Source organism: Paraperibacillus esterisolvens (assembly GCF_046237625.1).
Classification (GTDB): Bacteria; Bacillota; Bacilli; order Bacillales; family DSM-1321; genus Paraperibacillus; species Paraperibacillus esterisolvens.
Genome location: NZ_CP143545.1, coordinates 1,552,275 through 1,565,121 on the forward strand (window position 1 = coordinate 1,552,275; position 12,847 = coordinate 1,565,121).

Here is a 12,847-nt window from a genome sequence, read left to right on the forward strand (position 1 = left end):
ACACAGCAAGCAAACTGGCCGGAACTCCGGAAATCCGGCAGGGCGAGAGGTTAATTTTAAATATATTTTTGATTTTATTCATTTACGGGTATTGAAATCCTTGCAGAATATTTGACAATCTATCCATTCTGCATTATCTTTAATTAAAGATATTTTATATTGAGATATATGTTTGTCCAACGGAAGAAATATATACAATAGTAATGTTAACTTATATATCAGGAGGGAATTACAAATGAACCACTTAAAAGGAATTCATCATGTCACAGCCATTACCAGCAGCGCTGAAAAGAATTACGAGTTTTTTACCTATGTTCTTGGCATGCGGCTGGTAAAGAAAACGGTAAATCAGGATGACATCCAGACATACCATCTCTTCTTTGCGGACGATACCGGCAGCCCCGGCACGGATATGACGTTCTTTGATTTCCCGGGCATCCCTAAAGGGGTACATGGGACAAATGAAATATCCAAAACATCCTTCCGGGTCCCGAGTGATGCAGCCCTGGATTATTGGGTTGAAAGATTTGACCGCTTAGAAGTGAAGCACGAGGGAATCAAGGAGCAGTTCGGAACAAAAACTCTGTCTTTCGTTGATTTTGATGATCAAAAATATCAACTCATTTCAGATGAGTTAGATGAAGGAATAGAATCCGGGACACCGTGGCAGAAAGGGCCAGTTCCGCTTCATTATGCAATAACCGGACTTGGACCAGTTTTTGTCAGGGTAGCAAATTTCGACTTCTTTAAAGAAGTATTAGAAAAGGTTTTGTTGTTTAGAGAAGTGCAAAAAGAAGGGGCTTTCCACCTGTTTGAAGCAGGAAAAGGCGGAAACGGGGCTTCCATCATAGTGGAGCATAATTCAGTCCTTCCAGATGCCCGGCAAGGGTATGGAACCGTCCACCATGCGGCATTCCGTGTGGAAGACCGCTCAGTTCTTGAAGAATGGATCGGGCGCATGGAAGAATTTGGATTCCAGACTTCCGGTTTTGTGGACAGATTCTTCTTCCAGTCGCTTTATACGCGGGTCGCTCCACAGATCCTGTTTGAATTCGCAACAGACGGACCAGGCTTCATGGGGGATGAACCATATGAGACGCTTGGGGAAAAACTTTCTCTGCCGCCATTTTTAGAATCCAAACGAGAGCAGATTGAATCGCTTGTCAGACCGATCGATACAGTTCGCAGCACTATGGATTTCGAGAAAGAATAAAGGAAGTGGCGGATATTTTGTATCCGCCTTTTTCTTTTCGCAGGAAGTTTTTCCTTGAATATTATGGGTAAAAAACATAAAGGATAAATTTTCATGTTTAAATAGTATATTCTCAACTTTATTTAACTATAATAGTTAGATGTTCAACTGCTTTGTTACATTATGGTAAGATAGGAAAAAAAGAAGTAAGGCAGTGAAAAAGTTGGCAAAAGAAAAGGTATTGGCCATTATCGGTCCTACGGCAGTCGGCAAAACACGCTTGAGTGTCGAACTTGCCCAAAGGTTTAATGGTGAGATCATCAGCGGCGACTCTATGCAGATCTACCGGGGGATGGATATCGGGACAGCTAAAATTACCCCTGCCGAGATGGATGGTATCCCTCATCATCTAATAGACATTAAAGATCCGCAGGAAAGCTTCAATGCTGCAGAATTCCAGCGGCTTGCAAGCGGACTGATTTCCGACATAACCGCACGGGGCAGGCTTCCCATCATCGCGGGAGGAACAGGATTATACATACAGTCAGTCCTCTATGGCTATCAGTTTCCAGATATGCCGTCTGACGAAGCGTACAGGGGACTGCTTGAAGAAAGGGCAGCTGCACTCGGCCCCGAGGCTGTCTACCGTGAGCTCCAGGCAGTGGACCCTGAAAGTGCTGCACGCATCCCCTATCAAAATACCAGGCGGGTGATTCGGGCCCTGGAAATTTATCATTGTACCGGAAGGACCATGAGCGAACAGCTTGAGAACCAGCCGAAGGAATTGAAGTATGATTCTCTTGTGGTAGGCCTTGATATGGAACGCGAAAAACTCTACAGCAGGATCAATCAGCGAGTGGATATCATGGCGGCCCAGGGACTTGAGCAGGAGGTACAGACTTTTTACAGACAGGGCCTCAGGGAATGCCAGTCCATCCAGGCGATCGGCTATAAGGAGCTGTATGATTATTTTGACGGCATTGTCTCTTTTGAACAAGCCCTTGAAAACCTAAAACAGAATTCCAGGCGCTATGCAAAGCGGCAGCTGACCTGGTTCCGCAACAAGATGGAGGTAGCCTGGTTCGACATGGGAAGCGGGGAGCCTTTTTCGAAAAAAGTTGAAGATATATCCGCTTTTATTGCAGGAAAGCTGAAAATAAAGGCGAATAGATAAAAATAGAGAGACCAGAGGAGGACATATTCATGAAGCAATCAGTAAATATTCAGGACCAGGTGTTAAATGTATTAAGAAAAGAAGGTACATATGTTACTGTCTTTTTATTAAATGGATTCCAAATCAGAGGGCAGATAAAAGGATTTGACAACTTTACCGTACTGTTTGAGAGTGAAGGAAAACAGCAGCTTGTCTACAAGCATGCCATTTCTACTTTTGCACCCCAGCGCAATGTCCAGATTGATTTTGAAGGCAAAGAATCGTAATCCCATCCTATACCTGTCGAAGCGGCCGCAATTACGGCCGCTTTTCTTGTGGACATAATATAGAATCCTAAAAGAAAAGATGATATTTTACCCTCCCTTCGAATATATTGAAAAGAAGCATTATTTCTCGGGAAAGCGCAGATTTTGACAATATTCGGGGTGGATTTTAAAGGGGGACAGTCCCTAATTTCCCGGGAGTGCAGTCTTGCCTCGCAGGGGCAGTATCCGGGGGACTGCCCCACAACCCGCCGTATCCCTGATTTGAACGAGAGGTGAATGGAGAGTGGAACAGCCTTTTCGGATGAAAAATAATGGACAAATCAATATTGTTTTGAGCGGCCAGAAACGCAGGCAGCCAATCAAGAAGGAAGTGCCGCGGGCTTTGGAAACAGCCGATATCAAGCATCGCCACACTCCGCTTTTAGAAATAGAGAAAGAACTCGGCTCTCTAATTGGGATGGCTGAGATGAAGAAAGTGATCAAAGAGATCTATGCCTGGATCTATGTGAATAAAAAAAGGGAGGAGTCTGGCCTTAGAGCGGAGAAGCAGGCTCTTCATATGATGTTTAAAGGTAATCCAGGAACGGGTAAAACAACAGTAGCACGGCTTATTGGCAAGCTTTTTCAACAGATGAATGTGCTCTCCAAGGGACATCTCATCGAAGCGGAACGCGCCGACCTTGTTGGTGAATATATCGGCCATACAGCCCAGAAAACAAGGGATTTGATCAAAAAAGCAATTGGCGGCATTTTGTTCATTGATGAAGCATATTCGCTTGGCAGGGGCGGCGAAAAGGATTTCGGCAAGGAGGCCATTGATACACTGGTGAAGCATATGGAAGACCGGCAGCATGAATTCGTGCTGATCCTGGCTGGCTATTCCCGTGAAATGTCCTTTTTCCTTTCACTGAATCCCGGACTGCACTCAAGGTTCCCCATAGTTGTAGATTTTCCGGACTACACAGTGGAAGAGCTTATGGAAATAGCCGGGAAGATGCTGAAGGAAAAGGAGTATATCTTCAGTGCCGATGCCGAAAGAAAGATCCGCGCCCACTTGAGCTACATTAAACATGAAGTGAATCCAGTCAGCTTTTCAAATGGCCGGTATATCCGCAATTTGATTGAAAAGTCGATACGGGCCCAGGCGATGCGGGTTTTGCTGGGTGACAGCTATGATAAAACAGAGCTCATTACAATCCGGAGTGTGGACCTCGCCATCGAAAGCCGGGAGGAAGGTTCTTATCATTAAGGAGGAGGAAGAAGAATGGATAACAATATTACCGTGTATACCACAAATACCTGCCCTTACTGCATCCATGCAAAAAATTTTCTTACTGAACAGGGACTTGCCTTTAAGGAAGTCAATGTCCAGGAGGATATAGATGCAGCACAAAAACTTGTGGAGGAAACCGGACAGATGGGTGTGCCTCAGATCAAGGTCAACGGAAACTGGGTATATGGATTCGATCCGCAGGCCATCATGACCTTCGTCCACCAGGATGTAATCTGATAAACAAAAAAAGCTGCAGGGATAACTCTCTGCAGCTTTTACAATACGTCCGGTTCAGTTTAAGTAGGCTACCTGCTTCAATGCCAGATTGGCTTCATTCAGATCGAGCGGGGGATAGCCTTCAATATTTAAAACAGGATAATTCGGCCGGTCTGGATGCACGGATGTGATCACCGCTGATTGGCCATTTCTAAGCTTTATGCTTTTTCCGATGACTGCCTTCATTAAATCCTTTGTAAAAGGCCTGACAATTGCGCTGTCCAGTCTACCTTTAGCAGCATCCTCCAAAAGCTCCTCGACTGCAAATAGAATGGAGGATTCCCCTTTGTACACTCGCCTGGAACAAATCGCATCAAAGGTATCTGCGACAGACAAAATCCTTACCAAGAAAGGTATTTCCCCTGCCTTCAGGCCTTTAGGATAACCTGAGCCGTCAAGCCGTTCATGGTGAAGGAGAGTCCCCAGCTTAATTTCATTCTTCAGGCTGGTCCCTTTAATTAAATCATAGCCATAAATGGAATGATTTTTCACTTCATTATATTCTTCATCAGTAAGCCGTGCAGGTTTATTGATAATAACCGGATCTATCTTGAATTTTCCGATGTCATGGAATATCCCCATCTGTACAAGCAGTCTCTGTTCTTCCCTGCCAAGACCCAGGATCTTTCCAATATGCTTCGAAATCAGTCCGACATTCAAGCTGTGGTGGTACAGATAATCATCCTGCTTAATCTGCTCCTTCAGCTGGATTACATCCAAATCAGCTTTTTGATCAAGCTCATTGGAGCAATTCAGCATTTCCCCGGTCTCCAGGTCGTCGAGGGTTTCTTTATCACGCAAACTTTTATAAGCAGAAGTTAAATCAGTAAGAATATTGCAATAACTTTCCTCAGCTTCTTTTAGCGGATTCTCACTCTTTTGAAGATTGTCAGTGTCCATGCTTTTAATTTTGTGTTTATGGAGCAGTTCGATATGATGCTCGTTTAGTATAGTTCCCGTTCTGAGGAGCAGGGCCCCGGACTCTGAATAAACATGTCCAGCGAGGACCATTCCTGCCTTAATCGCTAATTGTGCCATGTTTTTCTCCTTGGAAAGTAAAAATATTCCTTTAATATGATTCTATAGTAATAGAAAACGTTCTTAAATTCAATATCGGCAGGAGAAAATTCTTTTATAGAGAGCCCTGCCAGGGAATTGTGAGGCTGAAGGTAAGTTATCTGCCCGCAGGCCGCAAGGCACATCAGGAAAAGTAAAAAGATAATAATGTTAACACACAGCTCATAAACCTCATGATCCCTGCAGAGCCGCCCTTTTTCTACAGAAAAAGCAGAGAATATTTTCTCTGCTTTCCTGCAATTTATGCTGATTTATCTGCCGTTGACAGACCTCTGTATGGCAGGCGCCACTTTAGTTTGTAAGAGAGCACCCGCAGTATGGTTACAGTGAGAAACAAGGCATACAGTTCAATGGTGTTATCGGCAAAGCCCCAGCCGATTAAGGCGCCGCACAGGATCGCCCAGACTGCATATATTTCATCCCGGAAAACAAGCGGCTTCCTGCCGGCGAGGAGATCGCGGATAATCCCTCCGCCGCTCCCGGTCAGCACGGCTGCCACAATAACTCCGCTTAGCGGCATATCCATCTTCACTGCATACAGGGCACCCTGGATGGCAAAGGCGGAAAGGCCGATGGCATCCGTAAAATTCCCCCAAACATTCCAGTGCTTAAGAAATCTGGATGGAAAAAGGAAAACAATGGTGATGGCAAGGAGGGCTGTCTTAAAGCCCATGCTTTGATCCCATAATGATGTAACAGGAACCCCGATTAAGAGGTTTCGGATGGCACCCCCGCCGAATGCTGTCACAATTCCCAATATATAAACTCCCAAAATATCATATTCTTCCTCCATCGCCACAATGGCGCCGCTGACGGCAAAAGCGATGGTCCCTATGATGCTGAGTAATTCCCAAGTCATGATGATCCTTCCTAACCTCAAGATGATGGTAAACCAGGAATGATTTTACCATGAAGTGCCCCCTTTGAAAACGCTTTTTGGCTGCAAGAGGAAATTAATTTTAAAAAGGGTCTAATCAGGGAGCGTTTCGCATAAACTTAAGACTTTTGATATGATAGAAACAGAAAATGACATGAGGGATGTGATGTATTGGAAATGGAACAAAAAGAGCGGGCCATCCTCGTCGGATGCCAGTTTTCGGATGATGACCTTAGATTCGAATACAGCATGGACGAGCTTGCATCGCTGACTAAGACAGCGCAGGGTGAAGTCCTTGCTGAAATGTCACAGAAAAGGGACCGGGCCCACCCGGCAACATATATCGGCAAAGGAAAAGTAGAAGAACTGAAGATGCTTGCGGAGGAGCTGGAGCCGGATATCATCATCTTTAATGACGAACTGTCGCCAAGCCAGATCCGGAACCTGTCAGAAAGCTTTGAAGCAAGAGTGATTGACCGTACACAGCTGATACTGGATATCTTCGCCCAAAGAGCCCAGTCCAGAGAAGGGAAACTGCAGGTTGAGCATGCACAGCTTCAATATCTTCTGCCCAGGCTTGTCGGGCAGGGACTGGCATTGTCCCGTCTGGGGGGCGGGATCGGGACGAGGGGGCCGGGTGAGACAAAACTCGAAACGGACCGAAGGCATATCAGAAGGAGGCTGGATGATATCAAGGGCCAGCTCTCGACCATCGTTCATCACCGTGAGCGGTACAGGGACCGCCGGAAGCGGAACAAGACGTTCCAGGCGGCTCTTGTCGGGTATACGAATGCTGGGAAATCCACTCTGTTTAACCGGCTTACGGAGGCAGGGGCATTCGAGGAAAATCTCCTGTTTGCGACTCTTGACCCGCTGACAAGAAAGGTAATTCTGCCTAGCGGTTTCACAATTCTGCTCACCGACACAGTGGGATTCATCCAGGACCTCCCAACATCGCTTGTAGCGGCATTCCGTTCCACCCTTGAAGAAACGGCCGAGGCGGATCTGCTTCTGCATATCGTGGATAGTTCCAGCCCGGATTATTTTAATCATGAAAAAACTGTGATGAACCTTCTTTCTGATCTGGAAGCTGATAAATTGCCACAGCTCACGGTGTATAATAAAAAGGATCAGCAGCATCCGGATTTCGTGCCGGTATCCAAGCATCCATCCATGATCATAAGCGCCCTTGAGGAGGGTGACATCGATACCTTGAAGGCGCGAATCGAGGAGCAGATTATTAAATCAATGGAAAGCTACCATGTCTACATACCTTCAGGGGAAGGCAAACTTCTGTCACAGCTTAAAAATGAAACCATCCTCCGCACCCTGAAATTTCATGAGGATACGGAAACCTATGAATGCGTGGGATACAGCCTCGCCGATCACCCGGTTACAGGCCAGCTTATGAAATATACACAAGAATAGAGGAACAGAGAGAATGTTTGATTTTTTGCAAAATGGAGAAAAGCTGAAGCAGCTCTCCGGAACAGTTGAAACAAAGATTGCCCAGCTTCACCGGGAGGCAGACGCGCGCATTGAAGAAAATCAATTCAGGGTATTGAAGGCCTTCCAAGAACACCAGGTCAGTGACTCGCACTTCATTCCATCAACAGGCTATGGCTATGATGACAGGGGCCGCGATACGCTTGAATTGATTTATGCAGACGTCTTCGGGGGGGAAGCAGGCCTTGTAAGGCCTCAGATCATTTCAGGAACCCATGCCATCTCAACGGCGCTGTTTGGAATTCTGCGCCCCGGCGATGAATTGCTTTATATCACCGGCAAGCCCTATGATACCCTTGAAGAAATCGTCGGGATAAGAGGGAATGGCACAGGATCATTGAAGGAATTCAATATCAGCTACGAGGCAGTCGGTCTAAAGGAAGGGAAAGTGGACTTTGAAGCCGTAGGCAGGGCCATCAAGCCGGAAACGAGGATGATCGGAATCCAGCGGTCCAAGGGCTATGCTGTCCGGCCATCCTTTACTATAGAAGAAATTAAACAAATGATTTTGTTTGTCAAAGAAATCAAGGAAGATGTTGTCGTGTTTGTAGACAACTGCTACGGTGAGTTTGTGGAGGATCGGGAGCCGTGCCATGTCGGTGCAGACCTGATGGCAGGCTCTCTTATTAAAAATCCCGGCGGCGGCCTTGCCAAGACCGGAGGGTATATCGTCGGCAAGGCTGATCTGATTGAAGCCTGCTCCTACCGTCTTACCTCGCCCGGCATCGGGGCTGAAGCGGGGGCTTCTCTATATTCCCTGCAGGAAATGTACCAGGGCTTTTTCCTTGCGCCGCATGTAACTGGGCAGGCTGTGAAGGGCGCGATTTTCACCTCGGCCCTGTTATCTGAACTGGGGATGAATACGCATCCAGCCTGGGATGCAAAACGAACAGACCTGATTCAGTCTGTCCAGTTCGAAGACAGAGCCAAAATGGTCGCCTTCTGCCAGGCTATTCAATTTGCGTCTCCGGTAAACTCCCATGTCACCCCGTATCCAAGCTATATGCCCGGCTACGAAGATGATGTGATCATGGCAGCCGGCACCTTCATTCAAGGTGCAAGCATCGAGCTTACTGCTGACGGGCCGACAAGGCCGCCATATACTGCCTACGTACAGGGCGGTCTTACGTATGCCCATGTTAAGATTGCGGTGTTGAGTGCGATTGATTCTTTGATGAGTAAGAAATTGATTTGAATAATGAAGGCCTGCCGGGTAGGCAGGTCTTTTTTAATATGCTGCATGTACAGGAAAAATTTCAAGGCATGTTCCGGCCTATACCAAGTATTGCTAATCAGCATCACCTGGTTTTTCTTTGAAATAATGTTTTTGAGGGTTAGAAACGAGGTAAAGACCCGGGTTAATAATAAGTCTTACAAACTAAAAAAATATGATGTTAGAAAACCTCACATTTGTTTGACATATTTACTGACAGGGAATATAATGGGTCTATAAAGTTCATAAAAGGAGGAGTAAGAGTGAGCGGCAGCCAGCTAAGACGTTCAATGCCTATCTTTTCAATCGGGTCGGTGATGCAATTGACGGAGCTGTCGGCACGCCAAATCCGCTATTATGAAGAAAATGGCCTCATTACCCCGCAGCGTACAGAAGGAAACCGCCGGCTTTTTTCCTTAAATGATATTGACCGGCTGCTCGAGATCAAAGAACTGCTCGAACAAAAGGTGAATCTTGCCGGCATCAAGAAGCTGATGGAAGTGAAGGAAGACCAAAAGTTATTAACTAATGTTAAGCAGGGTGAAAAAGTGAAGCGTGATTTATCAGAGCAGGAGCTCAGAAAGCTCCTCAGGTCTGAGCTTATGCAGGCAGGCAAGTATAAATCTTCCCTCCGACAGGGGGATATGTCTCGCTTTTTCCATTAAATAATAAAAATGCTTATTAAAAAACAGTATTCAGGGAGGAAACAAAGAGCATGGCAAAGTATACTCGTGAAGATGTAGAACGTTTAGCTAAAGAAGAAAATGTAAAATATGTACGCCTTCAATTCACTGACATTCTGGGTACAATCAAAAACGTTGAGATTCCGGTCAGCCAGTTAGGCAAAGCGCTGGATAATAAAATGATGTTCGATGGTTCCTCCATTGAAGGATTTGTCCGCATTGAAGAGTCAGATATGTACCTGTTCCCGGACCTTGATACATGGGTAGTATTCCCTTGGACTTCTGAAAAGGGGAAGGTTGCACGCCTGATCTGTGATATCTATAACCCGGACGGCTCTCCATTCGAAGGAGATCCCCGTGCCAATCTGAAAAGAATTTTGAAAGAGATGCAGGAGCTCGGCTTCACGAACTTTAACCTCGGACCTGAGCCGGAATTTTTCCTCTTCAAGTTAGATGAAAAAGGCGAGCCTACCCTTGAATTAAACGACAAAGGCGGATATTTCGACCTTGCACCGACGGATCTTGGGGAAAATTGCCGCCGCGATATCGTTCTTGAGCTGGAAGAAATGGGCTTTGAAATTGAAGCATCCCACCATGAAGTTGCTCCTGGACAGCACGAAATCGATTTTAAATATGCGGATGCAGTAACAGCATGCGATCATATCCAAACATTCAAATTAGTCGTAAAAACGATTGCCAGGAAGCATGGCCTGCACGCGACCTTCATGCCCAAGCCGCTGTTCGGCGTGAATGGTTCCGGAATGCACTGCAACGTTTCCCTTTTTAACGGAAAAGAAAATGCATTTTACGATACAGGAGCAGATCTTGAGCTAAGTGAAACGGCCCGCCAGTTCATCGCCGGCATCATCAAGCATGCACCAAACTTTACGGCTGTTACGAACCCGACTGTCAACTCATATAAGCGTCTGGTTCCCGGCTATGAAGCTCCCTGCTATGTTGCCTGGTCTGCACAGAACCGCAGTCCGCTGATCCGTATCCCGGCATCAAGGGGTCTAAGCACACGTGTTGAAGTCCGAAGTGTAGATCCAGCAGCGAATCCGTATCTTGCAATGGCTGTACTGCTGAAAGCCGGCCTTGACGGAATCAAGAACAAGCTGACTCCGCCTGCACCTGTTAACCGCAATATCTATGTAATGGACAAAGAAGAACGTGAAGAAGAAGGAATCACAGATCTTCCGGCAACCCTTTACGCGGCACTTGAAAACCTCAAGAAAGACGAAGTTATCATGGCTGCGCTCGGCGAGCATCTTCTTGAGCACTTCATCGAAGCTAAAGAGATTGAGTGGGATATGTTCCGCACCCAGGTTCATCCTTGGGAGAGAGAACAGTATATGTCTATGTATTAATTCTCTTAAGAAGCCCCCGGCACTATGTCAGGGGCTTTTTTCATTTCTTTTCACTGGTGTTCAGGAAGCAGGGAATGACGTAACATACCCTGGCAGGGAAAAGGCCGCCATGTGTCTATAAAACACGTGGCGGCCTCTATGCTGCTTATTCCAAGTTCGCATGCTTACCGTACATTTTACTTGAATCCAATCCCTTTTTTTCCATAATCCGAAGGATGATGGAATCAAAAAGAAGCAAAAGGGTCTGTTCAAACAGAGAGCCCATGGGCTGAATGGTCTTATAATTCCCTTTTGCCTGGTCTTTTGGAGAGCCTGGCAGCTTCACTGTGAAGTCAGCCAATTGACCAATGGTGGATTGTGGCGAAATGGTCACGGCTGCCACCATTCCGCCGATTTTTCGTGCGTTTTCTGCCACGGTAACCAGACTTTTCGTTTCCCCGGAGCCTGTCCCGATAATGATGATATCCTCTTCCTGAAAGGGAGGGGTCACCGTTTCCCCCAATATATAAGCGTCTATCCCCATGTGCATCAAACGCATGGTGAAGGATTTAGCCATGAAGCCGGATCTTCCAGCCCCCGCAACGAATACTTTCTTGGATTCCAGAATAGCATTCACCAATTTCTCGGCTTCTTCATCAGAAATGAATCCAATGGACCGGGTTAACTCGTCGATGACTTGGGCTAAATATTGAGTCGTATTCATTTTATTATCCCTGACGGATCATTTCCTGCATTTTTGCAGCTGCAGCCTTTTTATCGTCCTGTCCGGTTATTCCGCCGCCAACAATGACTAGATCCGGCTGAACTTTAACCGCTTCAGGAAGCGTCTCAAGTTTAATGCCGCCGGCAATGGCAGTTTTTGCATTTTTTACAACACTTTTGATTGTCTGCAAATCTTCAAAGGAATTCTTGCCTACAGCCTGCAAATCATATCCGGTGTGGACACAAATATAATCAACTCCAAGCGCATCCACTTCCCTGGCTCTTTCAGCCAGGTCTTTAACTGCAATCATGTCTACCAATATTTTTTTGCCCTGTTTTTTGGCTTCTTCTACGGCTCCCTTGATAGACATATCCTCAGCGGTACCGAGGATTGTAATGATGTCTGCGCCTGCTTCAGATGCTTTCATGACCTCATAGCCGGCTGCGTCCATAATTTTAAGGTCTGCAAGCACTTTTAGGTTCGGGAAGGCTTCTTTAACAGCTTTTACTGCATGAAGTCCTTCATTTATAACAACAGGAGTCCCGATTTCTACGATATCAATATGCTCTTCCACTTCTCTAACAAGCTCGATTGCCTCTGGGATATTGACCAAATCCAGCGCTAATTGTAATTCCATATAAAACAACTCCCAATCTCTATTTTTTTGTTTTACTCTACCGTATTAATATGGCTGAAAGTCAATGAATTATTGAGGTTCAGCCGCGGACAATGATTTCCAATCATTGAACTGTTGCAAGTATATAACGTATGATGTTAAATTGAAAGTACGCACATTCATCATACATAGTGATAAAAAGTATACTATGGGTGAAAACAATGGAAAAGGAGATATAGCATGTCCAGAATGCAGGATAAAATGTTTAATTGTGAAAAAGAATTAACACTTTCCGTAATCGGAGGAAAGTGGAAAATGCTTATCCTCTGGCATCTAGGGAAAGAGGGGACCAAAAGATTCGGCGAGCTAAAGGCGCTGATTCCCGGAATCACCCAAAGGATGCTAGTCAACCAATTACGGGAGCTTGAGGAGGACGCTATCGTCTGGCGTGAAGTATACCCGGTAGTGCCTCCTAAAGTGGAATATTCGCTCACCGCTCAAGGGGAGAGCCTTATGCCCATTCTGGAAGCCATGTATAAATGGGGCAAGGAATATATGGAAACGGCAGGACTGGAACCGCTAAGCAAAAGTGACTCCGCCAAGTAAGGCTGCACGCGAGCGGAC

14 protein-coding genes are annotated in these 12,847 nt (G+C 45.9%); 10 read left to right on the top strand and 4 right to left on the bottom strand.

Annotation, left to right across the window (positions count from 1 at the left end; genetic code table 11):
* Positions 1 to 235 precede the first annotated feature (235 nt).
* The 5 genes from V1501_RS07865 to V1501_RS07885 all read left to right on the top strand — a co-directional run bounded on the left by V1501_RS07865 (position 236) and on the right by V1501_RS07885 (position 4,142).
* Positions 236 to 1,213 carry a ring-cleaving dioxygenase gene (locus tag V1501_RS07865; protein ID WP_409292421.1) on the top strand — a complete coding sequence of 326 codons (978 nt, stop codon included), beginning with the start codon at positions 236 to 238 and terminating at the stop codon, positions 1,211 to 1,213.
* Between the two features lie 202 nt (positions 1,214 to 1,415).
* Entirely contained in the window at positions 1,416 to 2,366 is a 951-nt protein-coding gene (miaA, locus tag V1501_RS07870) for a tRNA (adenosine(37)-N6)-dimethylallyltransferase MiaA (RefSeq protein WP_409293292.1), read from the top strand.
* 29 nt (positions 2,367 to 2,395) lie between these two features.
* A complete protein-coding gene (gene hfq / locus V1501_RS07875) occupies positions 2,396 to 2,632 on the top strand; it encodes an RNA chaperone Hfq (protein WP_409292422.1) in 237 nt (78 codons plus the stop codon).
* 283 nt (positions 2,633 to 2,915) lie between these two features.
* The gene (gene spoVK, locus V1501_RS07880; RefSeq protein WP_409292424.1) at positions 2,916 to 3,881 is read left to right on the top strand and encodes a stage V sporulation protein K; all 966 of its coding nucleotides are present in this window, start codon (positions 2,916 to 2,918) and stop codon (positions 3,879 to 3,881) included.
* A 15-nt stretch (positions 3,882 to 3,896) separates the two neighbouring features.
* Positions 3,897 to 4,142, top strand: a complete 246-nt coding sequence (locus tag V1501_RS07885) for a glutaredoxin family protein (protein ID WP_409292425.1) — start codon at positions 3,897 to 3,899, stop codon at positions 4,140 to 4,142.
* Positions 4,143 to 4,196: 54 nt separating this feature from the next.
* On the opposite strand, the gene V1501_RS07890 is transcribed toward V1501_RS07885, so the two are convergent.
* Together V1501_RS07890 and V1501_RS07895 are read right to left on the bottom strand one after the other, a co-directional pair.
* Positions 4,197 to 5,219 carry an HD-GYP domain-containing protein gene (locus tag V1501_RS07890; protein ID WP_409292426.1) on the bottom strand — a complete coding sequence of 341 codons (1,023 nt, stop codon included), beginning with the start codon at positions 5,217 to 5,219 and terminating at the stop codon, positions 4,197 to 4,199.
* Between the two features lie 280 nt (positions 5,220 to 5,499).
* Positions 5,500 to 6,117, bottom strand: a complete 618-nt coding sequence (locus V1501_RS07895) for a trimeric intracellular cation channel family protein (protein ID WP_409292427.1) — start codon at positions 6,115 to 6,117, stop codon at positions 5,500 to 5,502.
* Between the two features lie 195 nt (positions 6,118 to 6,312).
* On the opposite strand from V1501_RS07895, the gene hflX reads away from it, so the two are divergent.
* The 4 genes from hflX (at position 6,313) to glnA (ending at position 10,904) form a co-directional block, all read left to right on the top strand.
* Positions 6,313 to 7,563, top strand: a complete 1,251-nt coding sequence (hflX, locus tag V1501_RS07900) for a GTPase HflX (protein WP_409293294.1) — start codon at positions 6,313 to 6,315, stop codon at positions 7,561 to 7,563.
* Positions 7,564 to 7,576: 13 nt separating this feature from the next.
* A complete protein-coding gene (locus tag V1501_RS07905) occupies positions 7,577 to 8,836 on the top strand; it encodes an aminotransferase class I/II-fold pyridoxal phosphate-dependent enzyme (RefSeq protein ID WP_409292428.1) in 1,260 nt (419 codons plus the stop codon).
* Between the two features lie 281 nt (positions 8,837 to 9,117).
* Positions 9,118 to 9,519 carry a MerR family transcriptional regulator gene (locus V1501_RS07910; RefSeq protein WP_409292429.1) on the top strand — a complete coding sequence of 134 codons (402 nt, stop codon included), beginning with the start codon at positions 9,118 to 9,120 and terminating at the stop codon, positions 9,517 to 9,519.
* Between the two features lie 50 nt (positions 9,520 to 9,569).
* On the top strand, positions 9,570 to 10,904 hold the full coding sequence (gene glnA, locus V1501_RS07915) for a type I glutamate--ammonia ligase (RefSeq protein WP_409292430.1): 1,335 nt from the start codon (positions 9,570 to 9,572) through the stop codon (positions 10,902 to 10,904).
* A gap of 145 nt (positions 10,905 to 11,049) precedes the next feature.
* On the opposite strand, the gene hxlB is transcribed toward glnA, so the two are convergent.
* Together hxlB and hxlA are read right to left on the bottom strand one after the other, a co-directional pair.
* Entirely contained in the window at positions 11,050 to 11,607 is a 558-nt protein-coding gene (gene hxlB / locus V1501_RS07920; RefSeq protein ID WP_409292431.1) for a 6-phospho-3-hexuloisomerase, read from the bottom strand.
* A gap of 4 nt (positions 11,608 to 11,611) precedes the next feature.
* Positions 11,612 to 12,244: a 3-hexulose-6-phosphate synthase gene (hxlA, locus tag V1501_RS07925; protein WP_409292432.1), complete on the bottom strand. Its 633-nt coding sequence runs from the start codon at positions 12,242 to 12,244 to the stop codon at positions 11,612 to 11,614.
* Positions 12,245 to 12,463: 219 nt separating this feature from the next.
* Here hxlA and V1501_RS07930 point away from each other — a divergent pair, with 219 nt between their 5' ends.
* Positions 12,464 to 12,829 (top strand): winged helix-turn-helix transcriptional regulator, encoded by a 366-nt coding sequence (locus V1501_RS07930; protein WP_409292433.1) that lies wholly within the window; start codon positions 12,464 to 12,466, stop codon positions 12,827 to 12,829.
* The last annotated feature ends 18 nt before the right edge of the window (positions 12,830 to 12,847 follow it).